This window comes from Collimonas sp. (assembly GCF_044339385.1).
In the GTDB taxonomy this organism is placed as follows: domain Bacteria; phylum Pseudomonadota; class Gammaproteobacteria; order Burkholderiales; family Burkholderiaceae_D; genus Collimonas.
Window position 1 is genome coordinate 1 of the sequence record NZ_JBIIVN010000030.1, and the last position, 20,104, is coordinate 20,104.

General features: G+C 56.6%; 19 protein-coding genes and 4 pseudogenes. 13 read left to right on the forward strand and 10 right to left on the reverse strand.

Annotated elements, in window-relative coordinates; all coding sequences use genetic code 11:
- Positions 1–139: 139 nt before the first annotated feature.
- From ACIQ0R_RS03775 to ACIQ0R_RS03790, 4 genes and pseudogenes are all read left to right on the forward strand, one after another.
- Positions 140–352, forward strand: a pseudogene (locus ACIQ0R_RS03775) (GNAT family N-acetyltransferase); the annotation flags it as partial.
- Positions 352–1,263: pseudogene (locus ACIQ0R_RS03780) on the forward strand (pseudouridine synthase). The pseudogenes ACIQ0R_RS03775 and ACIQ0R_RS03780, both read left to right, overlap by 1 nt.
- A 66-nt stretch (positions 1,264–1,329) precedes the next feature.
- The gene (locus tag ACIQ0R_RS03785; protein ID WP_395823806.1) at positions 1,330–1,587 is read left to right on the forward strand and encodes a hypothetical protein; all 258 of its coding nucleotides are present in this window, start codon (positions 1,330–1,332) and stop codon (positions 1,585–1,587) included.
- A gap of 8 nt (positions 1,588–1,595) precedes the next feature.
- Positions 1,596–2,276 carry an esterase/lipase family protein gene (locus tag ACIQ0R_RS03790; RefSeq protein ID WP_395823808.1) on the forward strand — a complete coding sequence of 227 codons (681 nt, stop codon included), beginning with the start codon at positions 1,596–1,598 and terminating at the stop codon, positions 2,274–2,276.
- A 15-nt stretch (positions 2,277–2,291) separates the two neighbouring features.
- Here ACIQ0R_RS03790 and ACIQ0R_RS03795 read toward each other — a convergent pair.
- Positions 2,292–3,598, reverse strand: a pseudogene (locus ACIQ0R_RS03795) (MFS transporter).
- Positions 3,595–4,047, reverse strand: coding sequence for a MarR family winged helix-turn-helix transcriptional regulator (locus tag ACIQ0R_RS03800; RefSeq protein ID WP_395823810.1), 453 nt, complete (start codon positions 4,045–4,047; stop codon positions 3,595–3,597). The pseudogene ACIQ0R_RS03795 and the gene ACIQ0R_RS03800 overlap by 4 nt, the downstream one beginning before the upstream one ends.
- 436 nt (positions 4,048–4,483) lie before the next feature.
- Between ACIQ0R_RS03800 and xth the strand changes: the two genes are divergently transcribed.
- Complete coding sequence (gene xth, locus ACIQ0R_RS03805; RefSeq protein ID WP_395823840.1) at positions 4,484–5,248, forward strand: exodeoxyribonuclease III; 765 nt, start codon at positions 4,484–4,486, stop codon at positions 5,246–5,248.
- Between the two features lie 94 nt (positions 5,249–5,342).
- On the opposite strand, the gene ACIQ0R_RS03810 is transcribed toward xth, so the two are convergent.
- Positions 5,343–6,872 (reverse strand): leucyl aminopeptidase, encoded by a 1,530-nt coding sequence (locus ACIQ0R_RS03810; protein ID WP_395823812.1) that lies wholly within the window; start codon positions 6,870–6,872, stop codon positions 5,343–5,345.
- Between the two features lie 37 nt (positions 6,873–6,909).
- Here ACIQ0R_RS03810 and lptF point away from each other — a divergent pair, with 37 nt between their 5' ends.
- From lptF to ACIQ0R_RS03840, 6 genes are all read left to right on the forward strand, one after another.
- Positions 6,910–8,049, forward strand: a complete 1,140-nt coding sequence (gene lptF, locus ACIQ0R_RS03815) for an LPS export ABC transporter permease LptF (RefSeq protein ID WP_395823814.1) — start codon at positions 6,910–6,912, stop codon at positions 8,047–8,049.
- Complete coding sequence (lptG, locus tag ACIQ0R_RS03820; protein ID WP_395823816.1) at positions 8,046–9,179, forward strand: LPS export ABC transporter permease LptG; 1,134 nt, start codon at positions 8,046–8,048, stop codon at positions 9,177–9,179. Before lptF ends, lptG begins: the two co-directional genes overlap by 4 nt.
- Positions 9,180–9,209: 30 nt before the next feature.
- On the forward strand, positions 9,210–9,617 hold the full coding sequence (locus ACIQ0R_RS03825; RefSeq protein WP_395823818.1) for a sirohydrochlorin chelatase: 408 nt from the start codon (positions 9,210–9,212) through the stop codon (positions 9,615–9,617).
- A 591-nt stretch (positions 9,618–10,208) separates the two neighbouring features.
- Positions 10,209–10,622 carry a hypothetical protein gene (locus ACIQ0R_RS03830; protein ID WP_395823820.1) on the forward strand — a complete coding sequence of 138 codons (414 nt, stop codon included), beginning with the start codon at positions 10,209–10,211 and terminating at the stop codon, positions 10,620–10,622.
- Between the two features lie 301 nt (positions 10,623–10,923).
- A complete protein-coding gene (locus tag ACIQ0R_RS03835) occupies positions 10,924–11,166 on the forward strand; it encodes a hypothetical protein (RefSeq protein ID WP_395823822.1) in 243 nt (80 codons plus the stop codon).
- Positions 11,167–11,312: 146 nt separating this feature from the next.
- Positions 11,313–11,486: a hypothetical protein gene (locus tag ACIQ0R_RS03840; RefSeq protein WP_395823824.1), complete on the forward strand. Its 174-nt coding sequence runs from the start codon at positions 11,313–11,315 to the stop codon at positions 11,484–11,486.
- Between the two features lie 12 nt (positions 11,487–11,498).
- On the opposite strand, the gene cobA is transcribed toward ACIQ0R_RS03840, so the two are convergent.
- The 7 genes from cobA to ACIQ0R_RS03875 form a co-directional block, all read right to left on the reverse strand.
- Positions 11,499–12,290 (reverse strand): uroporphyrinogen-III C-methyltransferase, encoded by a 792-nt coding sequence (gene cobA, locus ACIQ0R_RS03845; protein ID WP_395823826.1) that lies wholly within the window; start codon positions 12,288–12,290, stop codon positions 11,499–11,501.
- 26 nt (positions 12,291–12,316) lie between these two features.
- Entirely contained in the window at positions 12,317–13,651 is a 1,335-nt protein-coding gene (locus ACIQ0R_RS03850) for a sulfate adenylyltransferase subunit 1 (RefSeq protein WP_395823828.1), read from the reverse strand.
- Positions 13,651–14,586, reverse strand: coding sequence for a sulfate adenylyltransferase subunit CysD (gene cysD, locus ACIQ0R_RS03855; protein WP_395823830.1), 936 nt, complete (start codon positions 14,584–14,586; stop codon positions 13,651–13,653). The genes ACIQ0R_RS03850 and cysD overlap by 1 nt, the downstream gene beginning before the upstream one ends.
- A gap of 60 nt (positions 14,587–14,646) precedes the next feature.
- On the reverse strand, positions 14,647–15,390 hold the full coding sequence (locus tag ACIQ0R_RS03860) for a phosphoadenylyl-sulfate reductase (protein ID WP_395823832.1): 744 nt from the start codon (positions 15,388–15,390) through the stop codon (positions 14,647–14,649).
- A gap of 2 nt (positions 15,391–15,392) precedes the next feature.
- A complete protein-coding gene (locus ACIQ0R_RS03865; protein ID WP_395823842.1) occupies positions 15,393–15,929 on the reverse strand; it encodes a DUF934 domain-containing protein in 537 nt (178 codons plus the stop codon).
- Entirely contained in the window at positions 15,916–17,610 is a 1,695-nt protein-coding gene (locus ACIQ0R_RS03870) for a nitrite/sulfite reductase (RefSeq protein WP_395823834.1), read from the reverse strand. Before ACIQ0R_RS03870 ends, ACIQ0R_RS03865 begins: the two co-directional genes overlap by 14 nt.
- Positions 17,611–17,721: 111 nt before the next feature.
- Positions 17,722–18,495: a sulfite exporter TauE/SafE family protein gene (locus ACIQ0R_RS03875; RefSeq protein ID WP_395823836.1), complete on the reverse strand. Its 774-nt coding sequence runs from the start codon at positions 18,493–18,495 to the stop codon at positions 17,722–17,724.
- Between the two features lie 206 nt (positions 18,496–18,701).
- Between ACIQ0R_RS03875 and ACIQ0R_RS03880 the strand changes: the two genes are divergently transcribed.
- Both ACIQ0R_RS03880 and ACIQ0R_RS03885 read left to right on the forward strand, forming a co-directional pair.
- Positions 18,702–19,643: a CysB family HTH-type transcriptional regulator gene (locus ACIQ0R_RS03880; RefSeq protein WP_395823838.1), complete on the forward strand. Its 942-nt coding sequence runs from the start codon at positions 18,702–18,704 to the stop codon at positions 19,641–19,643.
- Positions 19,644–19,868: 225 nt separating this feature from the next.
- Positions 19,869–19,979 (forward strand): annotated as a pseudogene (locus ACIQ0R_RS03885) (hypothetical protein); the annotation flags it as partial.
- Positions 19,980–20,104: the final 125 nt, after the last annotated feature.

Genomic DNA, 20,104 nt, shown 5'->3' on the forward strand with positions numbered 1-20,104 from the left:
GCACGGCTAGCTCCTTGAACTCCGCCGTGTACATCTGTTTTGGTATCTTCTTCATTGCTGGTCTTTCCAAAGGATCGTTGATTTTACGTTACCTATGGAAGACTAAATTTCGGGGGAAGCTCAGTCCGGCACTGCCACCGGTAAGGGCTTAGGCAGCGCCTTGTATCGGGCCCTGATCGCCGAACTGCAAAGATTGTCGGTACATACCGTGATCGGCGGAATAGCGTTGCCTAATGCAGCGAGTATTGGCTTGCATGAAAAAATGGGCTTTGAAAAAGTTGCGCACTTTGCTCAGGTCGGCAAGAAATTCGAGCGCTGGATAGACGTCGGTTATTGGCGGCGGGTGCTGTGATGGCTTCGCCATTGCTCTCGCCCCCGCAGTTGTCGCCATTACCGATTATCGATGGCGTAGCGCCTAGCTATCTGTGGCTGCCAGTTGGCGAATGGCCGAATTTGCTGAGTTTTTTGGAGCAGCGTTTCCCCGCCATCGAGCCTGCCACCTGGGTCGCGCGCATGGCACGCGGCGAGGTAGTCGACGGCAATGGCGCACGGCTGGCGCCAGACAGTCCTTATCGGCGCGGCAGCTGTATTTTTTATTATCGCGAACCGCCAGCGGAAACACCGATTCCGTTTGCAGAAACTATTCTGTATCAGGACGAACGGATACTGGTGGCCGACAAGCCGCATTTCCTGCCGGTGATCCCGAGCGGGCGCTTCCTGCATGAAACGCTGCTGGTACGCCTTAAAAAAGAAAACCGGTCTGGCCAACTTGACGCCGATTCATCGGCTCGACCGCGAAACCGCCGGCGTGATTGTCTTCTCGCACGACATCGCTAGCCGTGGCGCGTATCAAGCGCTGTTCCAGCAGCGGCTGATCGGCAAGACCTACGAAGCGTTGGCCCCCACTGCGCCACAACTCCGGTTGCCGCTGGTGTATCGCAGCCGCATGGTCGACGGCACGCCATTCTTCCGGATGCAGGAAGTTGCCGGTGAGCCGAATTCGGAGACGCACATCGAACTGCTCGAACAGCGGGCAACCTGCAGTCTGTATCGCTTGCGTCCGCTGACCGGCAAGAAGCATCAATTGCGTGTACATTGGCAGCGTTGGGGATACTGATCGTCAACGATGCCTTTTATCCCGATATTTATCCCTGCAAAGGGGACGATTTCTCTGCGCCGCTGAAATTGCTGGCACGCGAGATTGCCTTCATCGATCCGCTGGATCAATCTGAACGGCGCTTCACCAGCTTGCGCGCACTTTGATCCGGCCAATGAGAATTATCACAGGAACACAGCTTTGCGAAAAATGAAAAGCATCAGGAGTCAGCAATGAGATCAACACGAGCTACCGCTGCGGTCGAACGTCTCAATGCCCGCAGCACCGATCAGCGCTATTCGATGGTGCGGACCGCCGACGAACTGTTTTACTTGACTCAGAATGCGGGAATGGCCACGCCGATTCGTCTCAGCGAGGCCTTGGAACTGGACGAATTCGTACGTTTCGTGAATGCCTACGGGCCGCAAAAACCGAAGCGGATCAGCAAGCTGGATGTTGCGTTTGAAAAGCAATTGCGGAAAAAAGATTGATGCCTGCCATGAGCCAGCCTGTCACTGACGCTGCCAATCCCAACGCCACCAGCAACGCCAACCACAACGCCCACTCAAGCGTCCATGCAATCCTGATCCACGGCATGGGGCGCACACCGGTATCGATGCTATTGCTGGCCAAGCGTCTGCGTTCAGCGGGAATAACCCCCCACCTGTTCGCTTACTCGGCAGCGTTCCAACGCTGGCTGCCTTGCGTTGATCGCCTGCGGCGTTTTATCGTCGCCAGCAGTGGTGGCGAGCGTTTCATCGTCATCGGCCATTCGCTCGGCTGCGTGCTGACGCGTGCCGTGTTGCCGCAATTGCCGATGGCGCCGCAAATGTGTATTTTCCTGGCGCCGCCAAACCACGCATCCATTTACGCTATCAAACTTTCGCGGTGGCGGCTGTTCAGGCTTCTCACCGGGGAGATGGGCCAGTTGCTGGCGAACCAGGAATTCATGGACTCGCTACCGATGCCCCAGGTTCCGCTACGGATCTATGCCGGCATCAACGGCCCGCGTGGTGCCTGGACGCCGTTTGGCGACGAACTCAACGACGGTATCCTGTCGCTCAGCGAGATGCAGTTGGGCGCGTTTCCGCTACAACAGCTGACGACTATTCATACCACTATCATGAATTCGCGGCAGGTGGCCAACGAGATTGTCGCCGCCGTTAAGCAAATAAAATAATTGGCTGGCAAGCCATTATCGATTCACTACCGGACCGGCAGGAATCAAATCGCCGCCGACATGATGCCCCTTGATCCGCAATACCATCACCGCCGCGATGATGCAGGCAGCGCCCATCAGCATGGACGACAGCGTATAGCTGCCGAGACTGTTACGCAGCGTGCCGGCCAGCATGGTGGCGCTGGCGGCGCCGAGCTGATGGCCGGCGACGATCCAGCCGAATACGATTGGTGCAGCCAGGCGGCCGAATACATCATTGGCCAGACGTACTGTCGGCGGCACGGTAGCGATCCAGTCGAGGCCGTAGAACAGCGCAAAGACCGGTAGCCCGAAGTAGCTCAGGCCGAACGCATGCGGCAGGAAAATCAGCGCGACACCGCGCAGGCCGTAATACCAGAACAGCAGCACGCGGGCATTGAAACGATCCGACAGCCAGCCCGACATCGTCGTGCCGAACAGGTCGAGCAGGCCCATCGTGGCAAGAATGCTGGCGCCGCCGACGGCGGAAATGCCGTAGTCACCGCACATCGCGATAAAGTGCGAACCAATGTAGCCGTTGGTGCTCATACCGCAGATGAAGAAGCTAAAAACAGCAGCCAGAAGTCACGGATTTTGCTTGCCTTGCCCAATGCGCCGAAGGCGATGCTGAGTGGATTTTTCGATTTGTTGGCGGCGTCTGGCGCTAGTTCGTCGAACTGGCCGTAGCGTTTCATGCCAATATCCTGCGGCCGCTCTGGCAAGAAGATCGCCACCAGTGGAATCGCCAGCGCGGCGACGCTGGAGACCAGTATCGCCACCGAGCGCCAGCCGTAATGCTCGACCATGTAAGCCATCAGCGGCAGGAACACCATCTGGCCGGTAGCTGAGCTGGCCGTCAGCAAGCCCATCGCCAGGCCGCGCCGGGTTTCGAACCAGCGGCTGACGATGGTTGCAGCCAGCGTATTGGCGGCAACGCCGCTGCCGGCACCGACCAGAATCCCCCAGGCCAACACCATGTGCCACGGCATCGTCATGAAGGTGCTGATGAAGGTGCCGGCCGCCAGCAACACCAGCGCACCCAGCACGATCGGGCGGATACCGTAGCGCTGCATGGCGGCGGCCGAGAACGGGCCGATCAAACCGTACGGTGCAATATTGACCGAAATCACAAATGAGATGGTGGTGACGCTCCAGTCGAATTCATGTTCCAGCGGCAGGATCATCACCGATGGCGTGGCGCGTATGCCGGCGGCAGACAGCAGTACCAGGAAAGTGATGCCGACGATGATCCACACGTAGCTAAAGCGCGTGCGCGACATAATGGCTTGTGCTGTCTTGTTCATGCGGTGGCGTTTTCAGATTGTTCAAACATGGCGTTGGCATGGTCCAGCAGGCGTTTTAGCTCCTGATGGGTTTGCTCCCCCAATATTGTGGTGATTTCATCTTGCGCATTGCGCCAGTTGGGCATCGATTCTTTCCATTTGCGCCGGCCCTCGTCGCTCAGACTGACGCCGAACGAGCGTTTGTCGGTCAGCATTGCCAGCGGCAGACCCGCCGCCTCGACCCAGCCGGCGCTCATCAGCGGTTTGAGGCTGCGGCTCATCGTACTGCGGTCCATGCCCATGCCGGCAGCCAGCGTTATCACACCGATAGGGCCGTACTTGCCGACCCTTGCCAGCAGTGAGTACTGGCTGATGGTGAGCGCATTGGCAGCCAAATGGCGGTCGTAGATGTTGGTCATTTTGCGGGTAAGCTGGCGCAGCGTTGAGCAGCTGCACTGGCTTTCCATCATGGTTTATCCTTTATTCTTTATTTTTTATTTTTTATTTTTTATTTTTTATTTTTTATTTTTTATCGTGCGTATACTGTGCATATACATACATGTATATGCACAGTATAGAGGTCGTGGGGCTACTGTCAACGTGCTTGTTACAGATTGGGATTGTCGCAACTGAACTGTATAAAGAGTTGGCCGGTGAGGTCGGCCGCTGGCAGGGGTGTCCCTATCGCTATCGTTGGCGCCGTGCGAGTTTGGCAAAACTCTATAAAAAATAATGCAAAGATCAATGTGTGTCGCGGCGGGCTGGTGAGTAAGGTAACATCATCACCTCTAAAAACCGCTGGGTAAAAACGGCTGGTGGATTCGCCGCTGCTGGACTGCCGGGCCAGATGCAAACAAGCGCCTGTAAGCGCACCGAACCCGCCTCAAACAAGGCTTTGAAATTATGCTGAAATTGGCAACATGGAACGTTAACTCACTGAAGGTACGTCTGCCGCAAGTGCTGCAGTGGCTGGCGGACAATCCGGTCGACGTCCTGGCTTTGCAGGAAACCAAGCTGACCGACGACAAATTTCCCGCTGCGGAAATCGAAGCCGCGGGTTATCACGTCGTCTATAGCGGCCAGAAAACCTATAACGGGGTTGCCATCCTGTCACGTCATCCGATCACCGATGTCATCAAGAACAACCCGCTCTACGAAGATCCTCAGCAGCGCATCATTGCCGGTACCATCGAGGGCATACGCATCGTTTGTGCGTATATTCCGAACGGCCAGGCACCGGATACGGAGAAGTTCGAGTACAAGCTGAAATGGCTGGATGCCCTGCACGGCTGGCTGCAGAGCGAGCGGCAGCAGCATGCAAAACTAGCTTTGATGGGCGATTACAACATCGCGCCGGAAGATCGGGACGTCCACGATCCGGCGGCCTGGGTCGGGCAGAACCTGGTGTCGCCGCCGGAGCGTGCTGCATTCGCACGCTTGTTGGGGCTGGAGCTGGTCGATGCGTTCCGGCTGTTCCAGCAGCCGGAGAAGCTCTTCAGTTGGTGGGATTACCGGCAGATGGGTTTTCGTCTTAACCGCGGCATGCGGATCGACCATATCTTGCTGTCGCCACCGCTGGCTGCGCAGTGTAGCGCTTGCGTGATCGACAGGGCGCCGCGCAAATGGGAGCAGCCGTCGGATCATGCGCCGGTGATAGCAACACTGGGGTAGCGTTACGCACCGGCACAAAAGCGTGTTCCTTTTACGAAAAACGGGCGCCTGGCACATGCATGCCAGGCGCCCGTTTTTTGGACCGCTTACTTGATTATTTGTCCGCAGCGCGCTCAGCGCGGTTGATCAGGAAAGTGGTCAGCAAAGCCACCGGCCGGCCGGTGGCACCTTTTGCTGCGCCGCTCTTCCAGGCAGTACCAGCGATATCCAGATGGGCCCAGGTGTACTTCTTGGTATAGCGTTCCAGGAAGCAGGCCGCGGTGATGCTGCCGCCTGCTGAGCCGCCGATGTTCGCCATGTCGGCAAAATTCGACTTGAGCTGCTCCTTGTAGCTGTCTTCGATCGGCATGCGCCAGGCGGTGTCGCCAGTCGCCTTGCCGGCGCTCAGCAATTCGTTGGCGAGTTCATCGTGCGCACTGTCGTGGCGGGTGAACAAGCCGGAATTATGATGGCCGAGCGAGGTCACGCAAGCGCCGGTCAGGGTCGCGATATCGACCACGGCAGCCGGCTTGAAGCGCTCGACGTAAGTCAACGCATCGCACAGCACCAGACGGCCTTCGGCATCGGTGTTGAGGATCTCGATGGTCTGCCCGGACATCGAAGTAACGATGTCACCCGGTTTGGTTGCGGTGCCCGACGGCATGTTCTCAGTCGCCGGGATAACCCCGATCACGTTGAGTTTCAGCTTCAGTTCGGCAATCGCGCGGATGGTGCCCAGCACGGAGCCGGCGCCGCACATGTCGTACTTCATTTCATCCATGCCGGAGCCGCCCTTGAGGGAGATGCCGCCGGCGTCGAAAGTAATGCCCTTGCCCACCAATACGGTCGGCGCATCCTTGGCCTTGCCGCCGAGGTGCTTGATGATGATGAATTTCGGCGCTTCGCCGCCACCGCGCGCAACCGACAGGAAGCTGCCCATCTTCAGTGCTTCGAGCTGCTTGCGGTCCAGTACTTCGACCGCCAGCTTGAATTCCTTGGCCAGCTTCTTGGCAGTGTTGGCGAGGTAGGTCGGGGTGCAGACGTTGCCTGGCAGGTTGCCAAGATCCTTGGTCAGTTCGATGCCGTTGGCTAGCGCCAGACCTTGCGCCAAGGCTTCTTTGGCCGCAGCAGCTTTAGCCGTGGCAACCAGGAAAGCAACTTTCTTAATGCCGCCCGATGTTGTTTCTTTTTTACTTTTCAGAGTGTCCGAGTGATAGCTATTCTCGCGCAGCACCAGAATGCTGCTACGAATTGCCCGGGCCAGGTCGCGTTCCGGAGTTTGCTTGGCGATACCGTCGAAAGGCAATGCCAGCACCGCATCGTTGCCGCCCAGGGTTGACAGCGCACGCGCCACGCTCAGGGCTGCCATTGAGATGACCTTGTCGCTCAGCTCGCCATCCTGACCGAGGCCGATCAGCAGTACACGCTCGGCAGGGACGCCGTCGATCTTGCGCAGCAGCAGGGTTGAGCCCGGTTTACCGGAAATATCCCCGGATTTCAGTGCGGCAGTGATTTCACCAGATTTGTCAAGAGCTTGCGCTTGTGGCGAGAGTTTCTTGTTTTCATAGATGCCGACTGCGATACAGCCGGCTTTTAGAGAGGCAATTGAGGTTTTTGCGTCGTTGGTTTTTATGCTAAAGTCCATCACTTACTCCTTTTTCGATCCGCAATTATATTCCCCAATGATCTTTCAGCGCGCACTCCGACGCGAATTAATTAGCACCGCAGGTGCCGTTTTTACGACGCTCTTCACAATTATCATTACGGTGATGCTGATCAAGATTCTGGGACAGGCAGCCGGAGGACAAATCGCGTCGCAGGATGTGATTGCGTTGATCGGTTTCCAATCCTTGAACTACCTGCCGATTCTGTTGATCCTTACCGGCTACATCGCCGTGCTGCTGGTGGTTACGCGCAGCTATCAGGATTCCGAAATGGTGGTCTGGTTTGCTTCCGGTCAGAGTCTGGTCCGATGGATCAGGCCGGTTCTGATGTTCGGCTTCCCGATTATCGTGCTTACCGCGATTCTGAGTTTCGTGGCCACCCCGTGGGCCAACAACCAGAGTGCCCAATACCGCGAACGCTTTGAAAAGCGGGAGGATATCTCCAAGGTTTCGCCCGGTAAGTTTCAGGAATCGGCTGCCGCCAACCGGATTTTCTTTGTCGAAGGAGTCTCCGGCGACAGCACCAAGGTCAGGAACGTCTTCGTCAATACCCAGCAGGATGGAAAAAACAGCGTCGTCGTGGCCAAGGAAGGCATGGTAGAACTGGATAAGAATGGCGATAAATTCCTGATTTTGGAAAAAGGTCGGCGCTATGATTCGATGGAGGCGCAGAATGAATTCCGGATCATGGAGTTCGAGCGCTACGGCGTGCTGGTCTCCAGCGCTTCGCAAGCGGTCAATGGCGACAGATCGGCGCGTGCGCTGCCCACTGCCGAACTGCTGAAGGATCAGAATAACTTCAACATGGGCGAGTTGCTGTGGCGTCTGTCGCTACCGTTTATGGCGTTGTGTCTGATGCTGCTAGCGATTCCGCTTAGCTTTGTCAATCCTCGTGTCGGCCGTTCCGCCAGCCTCATGATTGCGCTGCTTCTATATGTTGTCTATAGCAACGTCGCCAGTATCTTCCAGGCCGCAGTGGTGCAGAAGCGCTTGTCGTTCGGCCTGGCCTGGTGGCCGATGCACCTGGCGGTGCTGATTATCATTACTTTATTGTTCCTGTGGCGATTGAAAGTCAATGGCCACTACCATCCAATGGTCGTGTGGTCCGCCATCAAGCATGCACGTCTGGCTAAAAACAAGAAATCGGCGGCGTCATGAGGGTACTTCAACGATATTTTCGGACTGAAATTGTTCGTTCTGCAGTGTTTACGCTGGCAGTGTTCCTGGCGTTGTTTGCGTTCTTCGATTTGACGAACGAGTTGTCTTCGGTGGGGCGGGGCGGCTACAAGTTGCAGTACGCTTTCCTGGTCGTGCTGCTGGGTTTGCCGAGCTATGCGTATGAGCTGATGCCTATCGCAGCGCTGATCGGCACCATCTACACGCTGTCGCAACTGGCCGCACGCTCCGAATTCACCATCATGCGAGTCTCCAGTATGTCGACCATGATGGTTGCCAAGACTCTGTTCAAGATCGGCCTGCTGTTTGTGGTGGCGACCGTGCTGATCGGCGAATTCGTTGCGCCCAAGAGCGCCGAATGGGGAGGACAACTGAAACTGCAATCCAAGGGCGCCTCGATTTCGCAGAAATTCAAGACCGGGCTGTGGAGCAAGGATGTGATCCGTACCGACGGCACCAGCGGCGACATCATCGGTTCGCGCTTTATTAATATTGCCGAAATTCGTCCGAATGGCGAGTTGGTCGGCGTCAAGTTGTATGAATTTGATCGCAACCTTCACATGACATCGCTGCTCAAGGCGACACACGCCAGTTACCAGGGTGCGCATATCTGGCGCATGACCGACGTGGTGCAGACCGATTTTGTCAACGGCAGCTCAACCGAAGATATCACCAGTTCGATCGCCACCAAAAATTTCAAAACCAAGGATCTGGTGTCCGAAATAACCCCTGAAATCCTGTCGGTGCTGTTCGCAGATCCTGATCACATGTCGGCTTACAATTTGTGGGCATACTCGCGCCACTTGACAGAGAACAATCAGCATAGCGAGCGTTACGATATTGCGTTCTGGAAGAAGCTGGTGTATCCGCTGTCGGTGTTCGTGATGATGGCGCTGGCGCTACCGTTCGCCTATCTGCACTTCCGCGCTGGCGGCGTCAGTCTGAAGATTTTCACCGGCATCATGATCGGTGTCAGCTTCCAACTGATCAACACGTTGTTCTCCCATCTGGGCTTGCTCAATACCTGGCCGCCGTTAGTGACCGCAGCGTTGCCGAGCAGTTTGTTCATGTTGGTGGCGATAGCGGCATTGTGGAAGATCGAGCGGCAATAGCGCGATTACAGGAATCGAGGAACTCATTATATGGCACAACCACTCTCAGCGATTGCGGCTTCCCGGGCTTTGGTCCTGTTCGGCCACGGTGCCCGCGACCCCGCCTGGGCGGCACCTTTCGAAGCCCTGCGCGAGCTGATCCAGTTGCAGTTGCCGGCGCTGCCGGTGCGGCTGGCTTTTCTGGAGTTGATGCAGCCGCATCTGCCGCAACTCCTGCAGCAACTGGCTGCAGATGGCATCACCGAGGTCAGTGTGGTGCCGATATTTCTTGGGCAGGGCGGGCATGTCAGGCGCGATTTGCCCGCATTGATTGAGCAGGCCCGGCAGGAATATCCGCAGATGGTCATCAACGTGGCGCAGGCAGTTGGTGAACAGCCTGAAGTGCTCAACGCCATCGCCCAATACTGTATTTCGACGCTGCCTGGTACGCCTTCCTGAGGCAAGAGGAAAGCAGGTTTTACTTGCAGATTCCTCTCCAGGCAAAGATTGTCAGGAGCATCAGGCGTTGCCGCCGATACACACTTTTTGTTCAAAGTAAAGCCATCTCGCTTGACAAAATGGCTAGTCGAAAATATACTCCCCGGCATTGCATCACATGGAGGTCCATATCTTGGACAGTTGTTTTAGCAGCAGAAGTGGATGGGTTCTCAGCCCGGCACATTACGCATAGCCTATAGCAGACCTCCCTCCGCTACAGCTTGTGTATATCCGAGCTGTAGTATCGCGGTAGCAATATTATTCAATCCGCAACGATACTCCCATCCGTTTAATGTAATACCGTTGTTCGTGCTGCCATTTGGCGGTTTGCGAGCAGCCATGTTATTCCAGTACCAGATCGTCTTGAACCTTGTCGGGCTTATCCGCGGCGGTTGTACCTGCCATGGCTACCTGATGTTCAACGTCGGCAGGACAGGAATCGCATCTGTTCGGCTACGTGTGCGCCCGATGTCGGGAATGCGCGCAAACCGGACGCAGGCTGCAGCAATTCGTTCGGCCGCCGCGAGCAACGTCAGCGGGAAGGAGTACATCATGCCATTCAACAAACTGCATGCTTTTTTCAGCACGCGTCATTCCACCTTTGCCGCCGCTGGCGACCAACATGAAGCCGTTTCACGGCTGCCATACCGTATCGTAACGACTTGCCGCAGCTCGGAAGTGGCGAAGTTGGAGGAGTTGATGCGTCCACTGCTGGCGTCCTATGACGTCACCCGTCAGGTGAACGAGCCTGCGGTGCAGTCTCATCTCACTGCTATCACGGTCGAGGTAATGTGTTCAGTGCGTGAGCGTGCCGGACTGGTGCAACTGGTGACGCACCTGGCGCAGGAAGTCAGTGTTCGTAGCGTGCGCTGGGAAAGCATCCCTCAGCGTTGGCAGCGTGGCGCCCAAGCCCAGGCCCAAGCCGCCAATGCCCCGCCCTCCAGGGGCGCGGCATTGGCGGCTTAGTTCAGAAATGTTAATCGGAAGCTATTGAAATGGACTGTTCCAGTTGTCCGGGTAACCGGACAGAAACATCTGCAATCAAAAATCGCAAGGCGGCTTTGTTCCCGTGCTTGCCTGCGTCAATTTAGCCCTTCCCACTTTTTGGTGTCGACTGGTTGAGCTGAGCAGCTCGCAATCGACAACCGACACATAGTGACGTCGTCGTTTGTCGCGCCGCAGGCACGATGCGCAATCGCCTTGAATGATGAATCGGTTTTCTGCCCGCTGCTGCGGTCGGCTAAGCCAGACATGAAAAGGTGAAATGATGACTATCAAGACTCTGCTGGGTATGACATCCAACAATCGCAATAGCGGTAATAGCGGTAATAGCCGCAGCAACTGGACCTTTGGCTGGACTTGCAGTCAGGCAGCCGCGCTTTCTGCCAACGCCGCTTCAAAAACCGTCAAGCCAAAAACCGCCAGCCGCGAGGTGAGCCAGGCGGATCGTCAGGTCGAGACATACGGCATATACGGCGTGCTGACTACGCGCAGCGTCTACGGACGTTGAATCGAACAAGCCAATAAATTATTAATCGTAGTAAGAGGCTATCCCGATACCAGTCAGATGGGTCGGGACGGCTGGCTATATGAGTGTGATAGCGCATCGTGTGCCATACGTGGCGCAGATGCGGTAAAGCACGTTAGGAGTGAATCATGAAATGGGAATTTTTCAATAAGAAAGTAGCCGTATTCGCGGCATTGATCGTTACTGCAGCATGCCTGGTCAGCTGGATCAATCTCTTGTCGCCGGAGGAGCATGTCGAACCATCTGGCCATGTTCTGCAAAAGGCGCTGGCGTCGCAGCCCGGCTCCAATGTCACGCGCTGATCGCTGAGCCGCTCAAGCCGCGCTGCGCCGGTCCCGCGGGATTTGTTGCTGATCCTCGGGCGTCTGCGTGGCGCGGGTTGCCAAGGCTTCGCCGATCATCACCAGTACCGGGCCTTCGCATTGCTGCAAGTCTTGCTCCAACTGATCCAGTTGCAAGCGCAAAATATGTTGATTGTCGCGGCTGCAGTTTTCCACCACCACCACCGGCGTTGAAGCTGCGCGGCCTTGTGCCAGCAAGCGCTGTGCCGTCGCCGCTGCTTCGCGACCCCCCATGTATTGCACCAGCGTGTCGCATGATGGAAGATTGACCTGATCCGACTCGCCGGGTGCGGTGCTGGACGTAAAGAAGGCGACGCTGCGCGCCACCCCGCGTTTGGTCAACGGCTGCTGCGAAGCCGCGGCTGCCGCCAGCGCGGCGCTGATACCCGGAACCACTTCAACTTCGATGCCGTGCTGTTCCAGCGCCCGCAACTCTTCATCGGCACGGCCGAACAGCATCGGATCGCCGCCTTTTAAACGTACCACTAAAGCGTATTTTCGGGCACTGTCGACCAGTTGCTTGTTGATGAACTGCTGTGCGGTAGAGAGTTTGCCGCAGCGTTTGCCGACGGCGATTTTTACGGCTTGCGGACATAGCGCCAGCATTTCCTCTGTCACCAGCGCGTCATGCAATACCACTTCGGCTTGCGCCAGCAGCCGCGCGCCGCGTACCGTGATCAGGTCGGCGGCGCCGGGGCCGGCGCCGATCAGATAGACCTTGCCGAGACGCTTGGATGTCTTGCCGGCTGTGCTGGTGGCTTGCATGGCGTGCGGTTTCCGTCAGTGTGGTTTCAGTCGAGTCGGATCATGCCGGCGGCGACGGTCTGATGCGTTACTTTATCAATCAGGATGAAGGCGCCGGTGGCGCGGATCGCATCGTAGGAGTCGGCGGCAATCGCTTGTTGTACATTCAGCGAGACGCGCGCGATGTCGTTGAGCTTCAGCGATTCGGCCGGACGGCGTTCCTGCGTATTGATATCCAGGAGAGTATCGACCTTGGCGATGCGTGCAGCGACTTGCTTAGTACTGTGCTTCATCCAGTATTTGCGGCGCAGATCGAGCGGGTCTTCAGACAGCCAGCAGAGATCAGCGTTGACGCTCTTTAGCAAGGCCGGCGGACGGTCGACCGAGGTCAGCATGTCGCCGCGCGAGATGTCCAGGTATTCATCCAGCAGCAAGGTTACCGACTGGCCGACCACTGCTGATTCCAGCGAGCCTTCCAACACCAGAATATCCTTGACGGTAGCACTCTGGCCGCTAGGCTGCACTATCAACTGGTCACCCTTGCTGACCTTGCCGGCTTCGATGCGCCCCATATAGCCACGGAAATCGTTGGCCTCGTGGCCGTTATGGCGCGCCACCAGCTGCACCGGGAAGCGGAACGGTTCGTCATGCGATTCGTCGTAGACGCTCAGCGATTCCAGCAATTCGATCAGGGTTGGACCCTGGTTCCAAGGCATGTTGTTACCGGCCACCACGACGTTATCGCCGGCCAGTGCCGACAGTGGGATCGGCCGCACATCGCGCAGCCCGAGTTGTCGGGCGAATTCCAGGTAGGCGGCAACGATGCGGTCGTATACGTTCTGATCGTAGTTGACCAGATCCATCTTGTTGACTGCCACAATCACGTGCTCAATCTGCAGCAGATGGGCAATCGTTGAATGACGTTTGGTCTGAGTCAGCAATTCAACGCTGCCGTCGTCGCCGAGCTTCACCTTGGAGACATCGATCAGGATGATGACGGCATCGGCAGTCGAAGCGCCGGTCACCATATTGCGGGTGTATTGCTCGTGGCCTGGCGTGTCGGCGATGATGAACTTGCGTTTCGGCGTGGCGAAATAGCGATAGGCGACGTCGATCGTGATGCCTTGTTCGCGTTCTGCTTCCAGGCCATCGGTCAGCAGCGACAGATCAATGGTGTCGCCGACTGTACGTTTATGTTTGGCACGCGAGATGGCATCGAGCTGGTCGGCGAAGATGCCTTTGCTGTCGAACAGCAGACGGCCGATCAGCGTGCTCTTGCCATCATCTACCGAGCCGGCGGTGATGAAGCGTAGCAGGCCGCGCTCCAGGGGCGCAGTGTTTGCAGAGCCGGCATCGGCAACTTTTGTGACAACGGCATTCATCAGAAATATCCTTCTTTTTTACGTTTTTCCATCGACGCTTCCGAGGTCTGGTCATCCATCCGGGTAGCACCGCGTTCAGTGATTTGCGTTACCGCCGTTTCGGCGATGATGGCTTCAACCGTCGCTGCATCGGAGGCGACCGGGCAGGTGCAGGAGATATCGCCGACGGTGCGGAAACGCACTTCGCGGGTTTCTACGGTTTCGCCTTCGCGTGCCGGGGTCAGGTCGGTCAGCGTCACCAGCAGGCCGTTGCGCGGGATCACCTGGCGCTGATGGGCGAAATAAATCGGCGGCAGTTCCAGCTTTTCGCGGGCGATATATTGCCAGACATCGAGTTCGGTCCAGTTGGAGATGGGGAACACGCGCATGTTTTCGCCGGGGTGGACGCGGGTGTTGTACAGATCCCAGAGTTCCGGGCGTTGCGCTTTTGGATTCCATTGACCGAATTCGTCGCGGAACGAAAAAATCCGTTCCTTGGCGCGCGCCTTTTCTTCATCGCGGCGGGCACCGCCGATGCAGGCGTCGAACTTGTATTCGGCGATGGTTTCCAGCAGCGTCACCGCCTGTGCAGCGTTACGCGAATCGGTTTGCGGATTGCGCAAACGTACCGTGCCGCGCTTGATCGAATCCTCCACCGAGCCGACGATCAGACGTTCGCCGAGTTCTGCTGCACGCTTGTCGCGGAAGCTGATGACTTCTTCAAAATTGTGGCCGGTATCGATATGCGCCAGCGGAAAAGGGAATTTGCCTGGACGGAAAGCTTTTTCCGCCAAACGCAGCATCACTACCGAATCCTTGCCGCCGGAAAAGAGCAGCGCAGGGTTGCTGCACTCGGCAGCCACTTCGCGCATGATGTGGATCGCTTCCGACTCCAGCCAGTCGAGGTGACGGTTGGCGGCCTTGTCCAGGAAAAATTTTTCAACAACTGTGTTCATGTCAGATCTTGTCATGTAAGAGGGCGATGAGATGGCGATGGGGGCGATGAATACGATGGCTTAAGCGTTCGATTGCGTGACGGATTTGATGCGAATCAATTTACCGTCGACTACATGCAAGCCGCATTCCTTCGATTCCGGGTTTTCCCACCACCAGCGGCCGGCGCGCACATCTTCTCCGGGTTCGATCGCACGGGTACAAGGTTCGCAGCCGATCGACGGATAGCCTTTGTCGTGCAACGGGTTATACGGCACGTTATTGCTGCGGATGTATTGCCATACGTTTTCTTCTGACCAGTCCGCCAGCGGATTGAATTTTTCCATTTCGTGTGCTGCGTCACGTTCCTGCACATGCAGTTCAGCGCGGGTTTGCGATTGCGCTCGGCGTTGGCCGGTAATCCAAGCCCGGTTCCCGGTCAGGGCGCGATTGAGCGGCTCGATCTTGCGGATGCGGCAGCATTCCTTGCGCATCTCGATGCTGTCGTAGAACGCATTCAAGCCGTTCTGTTCAACATAGGCGGCGACAGCTTCAGGTTGCGGCCGATACGCCGTGACGTCGTAGTCGTAGGTTTGCCTGATGCGATCGAGCATGCCCAGCGTCTCGGCATGCAGGCGTCCGGTTTCCAGGGTAAATATATCAATCCGGTCCTGCAATTGATTGCGCAGGATCAGATCGGTCAGCACCATGTCTTCGGCTGCCAGGCTGGAGGCAAATACCGCAGGCGTATAGTCAGCGGCGATTTTTTCCAGTGTCGCCGTGGTGGCGGCGATCAGATCCGGCAGCGATAAAGCAGGACTGCTCATGATTAATCCTGGCTAACCGGCTGGCGTTGCACGCGACGGAATAACGGCGTCTTCTCGTCCCACGAGGACTGATATTTTTCCGAAAAATCGGTCAAGCCTTTCAATGCATCGTGGATATTCTTGTCGGCGCGCACCGCGAATGCATCGAAGCCGACGCGCTGCATATAGAACAACTGGTCTCGCAGCACATCGCCAATGGCGCGCAATTCGCCGCTGTAGCCACAACGCGTGCGCAGGTTGAAGGCGATCGAGTAGCCACGGCCATCGGTAAAGATTGGGAAATTGATGCCGATGACGTCGAACTGTTTCAGGTCGTCTTTGATTGCATCAGCCTGGGCGTCGCTATTGAGCCAGACGCCCAGCGGCGCGCGTCCCTGCAGTTCTGCGAGGCGCGCTTGCCACACCGCCAGCGGCACGATGACCTTGCCGGCCGGAATGCTGACGTTGTCGGCGCTTTCGCCTTCGCTGAGGCGCAACACGGTCCAATCGTCGGCGACGACTGCGCGGTTCTTGATGATTTCCGAATTAGACACAGGCATCCTCTCCATGCGGTTGATCCAGCTGGATCGGTGTGGCGTAGACAAATTCTTTGAATGGTGCAACGCCGATGCGTTGCACCGTGTCGACGAAGCGCTCGTCTTCAGTACGTTGTTTGACATAGACATCAAGCAGGCGTCCGATCACGGTCGGCATCTGCTGTGCCGAAAACGACGGGCCGATGATCTTGCCAATGCTGGTGTTGTTGCCTTGTGCGCCGCCGATCGATACCTGGTACCACTCGGCGCCGTCTTTGTCGACCCCGAGGATACCGATGTTGCCGATGTGATGGTGGCCGCAGGCGTTGATGCAACCGGAGATGTTGAGTTCGATATCGCCGATGTCGTGCTGGAAATCGATGTTGTCGAATTTCTCGGCGATGGCTTGTGCAATCGGGATCGATTTGGCGTTGGCTAGCGAGCAGAAATCGCCGCCAGGGCAGCAGATGATATCGGTCAGCAAGCCGATGTTCGGAGTTGCCAGTCCCTGCGCCTTGGCTTCTTGCCAAAGTGCGAACAACTCGCTTTGCTTGACGTCGGCCAGCACCAGGTTTTGTTCATGGGTGACGCGCACTTCGCCGAAGCTGTAACGCTCGGACAAATCCGCCACGAAGTCGAGTTGGTCGGCGGTCAGGTCGCCCGGCGGAACGCCGGTCTTTTTCAGCGACAGGATCACTGCGGCATAACCGGCCATCTTGTGCGCCTTGACATTGCGCCTGATCCAATTGGCGAACGCTTTGTCCTCGGCCTTGCGGGCTTCAAAGCCGGCATCGGCGGCCGTCAATGTCTCGTAGGCAGGCGCAGTGAAATATTGTGCAACGCGTTGCAGTTCTTCGACGGTGAGGGTGCCCGGGCCGTTCTTGATGTCGGCCCACTCAGCCTCGACCTGGCGCGCGAATTCCTCGGCGCCGATGGCTTTCACCAAAATTTTGATACGCGCCTTGTAGATGTTGTCGCGGCGGCCGTGCTGGTTGTAGACGCGCAGGATCGCTTCGAGGTAGGTCAGCGCATGCTGCCATGGCAAAAATTCGCGGATCACACTACCGATGATCGGGGTGCGCCCCATGCCGCCACCGACCATCACCCGAAAGCCGATTTCACCGGCTGGATTTCTGGCCATCGCCAGACCGATATCGTGCACCGCGGTTGCCGCACGGTCTTCTTCAGAGCCGTTGATGGCGATCTTGAATTTACGCGGCAGGTAGGCGAATTCTGGGTGGAAGGTGCTCCACTCGCGCAGGATTTCGGCGTAAGGGCGCGGGTCGATTACTTCGTCGGCAGCAACGCCGGCCAACTCGTCGGAGGTGATGTTACGGATGCAGTTGCCGGAAGTCTGGATCGCGTGCATTTCCACGGTTGCCAGTTCGGCCAGGATGTCCGGTGATTCTTCCAGCTTAATCCAGTTGAACTGGATGTTCTGGCGCGTGGTGAAGTGGCCGTAGCCGCGGTCATACTTGCGTGCGATATGGGCAAACTTGCGCACTTGCTGTGCCGATAACAGACCGTAAGGCACAGCAACCCGCAGCATGTAGGCATGGCGTTGCATGTACAAGCCGTTTTGCAGACGCAGGATGCGGAATTCATCTTCCGCTAATTCACCCGACAAACGGCGCCGTACCTGGTCGCGATACTGGGCGACGCGTTCTTTGACTATCTGGTGATCGTATTGATCGTAGCGATACATCTTTGTCTTCCTTATGGGTTGTGGCCAGACTCACCACGCCTTTATAAATAGATGCAGGGACTCTTGCTGTGAGTCCCTTGGTAATTTAATCATTGAGCTAAACAATTCAGCTCAGTAAATCAACTTCACTGCGACGGTGGTCAGCGTCACCGCCAGCAGGCCGCGCAAGAATTTTTCCGGTACTGCGCGCGCTGCCAGCGATCCCAGCGTAATGCCCGGTATCGAGCCAAGCAGTAACGAACCCAGCAAAATCCAGTCGATTGACCCTAGCCACCAGTGGCCGAGCGCAGCAATCGCGGTTAGCGGCACTGCGTAGGCGATGTCGGTGCCCGCTACCTCAGCCGGCGACAGGCGAGGATACAGCAATACCAGGATGGTCGCGCCGACCGCGCCGGCGCCGATCGACGACATCGTCACCAGTACGCCAAGCACCACGCCGGCGATGACGGTTGCCAGCGCCAGGTTGTTGCCTTGCAAATGCTTTTCAGGGCGCGCATTCAACCATCTCTGTAGTTTACCCTTGAACAGTAGTGCGATGACGGTCAGCAGTACCGAGACGGCGATTGCATAGCGGATGATCTTGCCGATTTCGGCACTAATGCCGCCCAGGTATTTGAGTATCAATGCCGTGGCGACAGCCGCCGGCAGCGCGCCCAGCGACAGCCGTTTGACGATGTCCCAGCGCACCGTGCCGCGCCAGCGGTGGGCGGCGGTGCCGGCGACCTTGGTCAGCGACGCAAATGCCAGATCGGTGCCCACCGCCACGCTGGGATGAATGCCGAACAGCAGCGTCAACAGCGGCGTCATCAGCGATCCGCCGCCAACGCCGGTCAGGCCCACTAGCAATCCGACAGCAAAACCACTCACTACATAAGAAACAGTCATATCACCTCGTACTAAACACTTGGAATCGTAATAAACTTCACATCTATCTCCAACTACAGACTATTTATTTGCTTATATGCGCATTTGATATATGCAAATACGGCTAATGCGTTTGCTGTATGGTTTCGGATTTATCCGTTTGCCAATTTCTTATCGGGAATGTTGAACAGATTCTTTTATAGAAAATAAAAAACCAAGGAAAAGTCATGAATCTCCATCAGTTCCGCTTTGTGCGTGAGGCGGTGCGGCAAAACTATAATCTGACCGAGGCTGCCAAGGCGCTGTATACCTCGCAACCAGGGGTTTCCAAGGCGATCATCGAGCTGGAGGAGGAGCTTGGTGTGGATATTTTTACACGCCATGGCAAGCGCATTCGCGGCCTGACCGAGCCTGGCCGGGCGGTGCTGAAATCGGTCGAGCTGATCATGCAGGAGATCGATGGCCTCAAGCGTATCGGCAATGAATACGCGGCGCATGACAGCGGCAGCTTTACGATTGCCACCACGCATACTCAAGCGCGTTATGCGCTGCCCAAGGTGGTACAGGCATTTACGTTGAAATTCCCGAAGGTGCGCTTGTCTTTGTTGCAAGGCAATCCGAAGCAGGTGGCCGACATGGTACGTAACGATCAGGCCGATCTGGCCCTGGCGACCGAGGCGATAGTCAACGCGGATGGTCTGGTGACCTTGCCTTGCTACCAATGGGAGCATGTGGTGGTGGTGCCGCCGGATCATCCGTTGTTGCAATCGAAAGCGATCACGCTGGAGGAGATCGCGGCTTTCCCGTTGATTACCTACGATAGCGCCTTTACCGGGCGCACCAAGATCGATCATGCGTTTGCATTGCGCAACCTGAAGCCGGATGTGTTGCTGGAGGCGATTGATGCCGATGTCATCAAGACCTACGTGGAGCTGGGCATGGGAGTGGGAATCATCGCCGGGATGGCATTTGATGCGGAGAGGGATGTCGGCTTGCGTTCGATTCCTGTGGGGCATCTGTTCGGCAGCAATATTTCGCGGGCTGCGGTCAAGCAAGGGGCTTATCTGCGCAGTTATGTGTATACCTTCATCGAGTTGCTGGCACCGACTATGAATCGCAAACTGATTGAGCAGGTGATGAATGATGAGAAGGATATGTACGAGTTGTAGAATCGTTGATCAGGTGCGGTTGTCAGTCCATGGCAGTGTGTTAAATACCTTAAATGGGGTCGTCGTTTTTTTCGCGGTCATTTACCGTACCGCGCAGTATTACCCGGAATACCTCATCTTGAGAACCGATAGCCGCGCAACACGGCGCAGTCCGCATCAAGCAGGCCGAGGCGCTCATGTTATTTACGCAGTGATTCTCGCGGAAACTCGTCGAACTGCTTGTCTTTACCCGGCGTCAATGTGTTTCCGACGCAGATTGAAGAACTGATTCTGAAAATACCGAAGCTGACGCCGCATTACCAGTTGGTAATCACGCGTGACGGCCATCTCGATGAGTGAGCTTCCCCCGAAATTTAGTCTTCCATAGGTAACGTAAAATCAACGATCCTTTGGAAAGACCAGCAATGAAGAAGATACCAAAACAGATGTACACGGCGGAGTTCAAGGAGCTAGCCGTGCAA

What these genes read in the sequence shown, in the direction of transcription:
- ACIQ0R_RS03835 (WP_395823822.1), top strand. Translation starts at nt 10,924, where the DNA reads ATGACTATCAAGACTCTGCTGGGTATGACATCCAACAATCGCAATAGC.
- cobA (WP_395823826.1), bottom strand. Translation starts at nt 12,290, where the DNA reads ATGCAAGCCACCAGCACAGCCGGCAAGACATCCAAGCGTCTCGGCAAG.
- lptG (WP_395823816.1), top strand. Translation starts at nt 8,046, where the DNA reads ATGAGGGTACTTCAACGATATTTTCGGACTGAAATTGTTCGTTCTGCA.
- lptF (WP_395823814.1), top strand. Translation starts at nt 6,910, where the DNA reads ATGATCTTTCAGCGCGCACTCCGACGCGAATTAATTAGCACCGCAGGT.
- ACIQ0R_RS03860 (WP_395823832.1), bottom strand. Translation starts at nt 15,390, where the DNA reads ATGAGCAGTCCTGCTTTATCGCTGCCGGATCTGATCGCCGCCACCACG.
- ACIQ0R_RS03850 (WP_395823828.1), bottom strand. Translation starts at nt 13,651, where the DNA reads ATGAATGCCGTTGTCACAAAAGTTGCCGATGCCGGCTCTGCAAACACT.
- ACIQ0R_RS03870 (WP_395823834.1), bottom strand. Translation starts at nt 17,610, where the DNA reads ATGTATCGCTACGATCAATACGATCACCAGATAGTCAAAGAACGCGTC.
- ACIQ0R_RS03880 (WP_395823838.1), top strand. Translation starts at nt 18,702, where the DNA reads ATGAATCTCCATCAGTTCCGCTTTGTGCGTGAGGCGGTGCGGCAAAAC.
- ACIQ0R_RS03785 (WP_395823806.1), top strand. Translation starts at nt 1,330, where the DNA reads ATGAGATCAACACGAGCTACCGCTGCGGTCGAACGTCTCAATGCCCGC.
- ACIQ0R_RS03830 (WP_395823820.1), top strand. Translation starts at nt 10,209, where the DNA reads ATGCCATTCAACAAACTGCATGCTTTTTTCAGCACGCGTCATTCCACC.
- ACIQ0R_RS03875 (WP_395823836.1), bottom strand. Translation starts at nt 18,495, where the DNA reads ATGACTGTTTCTTATGTAGTGAGTGGTTTTGCTGTCGGATTGCTAGTG.
- ACIQ0R_RS03810 (WP_395823812.1), bottom strand. Translation starts at nt 6,872, where the DNA reads ATGGACTTTAGCATAAAAACCAACGACGCAAAAACCTCAATTGCCTCT.
- ACIQ0R_RS03865 (WP_395823842.1), bottom strand. Translation starts at nt 15,929, where the DNA reads ATGCCTGTGTCTAATTCGGAAATCATCAAGAACCGCGCAGTCGTCGCC.
- ACIQ0R_RS03825 (WP_395823818.1), top strand. Translation starts at nt 9,210, where the DNA reads ATGGCACAACCACTCTCAGCGATTGCGGCTTCCCGGGCTTTGGTCCTG.
- ACIQ0R_RS03840 (WP_395823824.1), top strand. Translation starts at nt 11,313, where the DNA reads ATGAAATGGGAATTTTTCAATAAGAAAGTAGCCGTATTCGCGGCATTG.
- cysD (WP_395823830.1), bottom strand. Translation starts at nt 14,586, where the DNA reads ATGAACACAGTTGTTGAAAAATTTTTCCTGGACAAGGCCGCCAACCGT.
- ACIQ0R_RS03800 (WP_395823810.1), bottom strand. Translation starts at nt 4,047, where the DNA reads ATGATGGAAAGCCAGTGCAGCTGCTCAACGCTGCGCCAGCTTACCCGC.
- ACIQ0R_RS03790 (WP_395823808.1), top strand. Translation starts at nt 1,596, where the DNA reads ATGAGCCAGCCTGTCACTGACGCTGCCAATCCCAACGCCACCAGCAAC.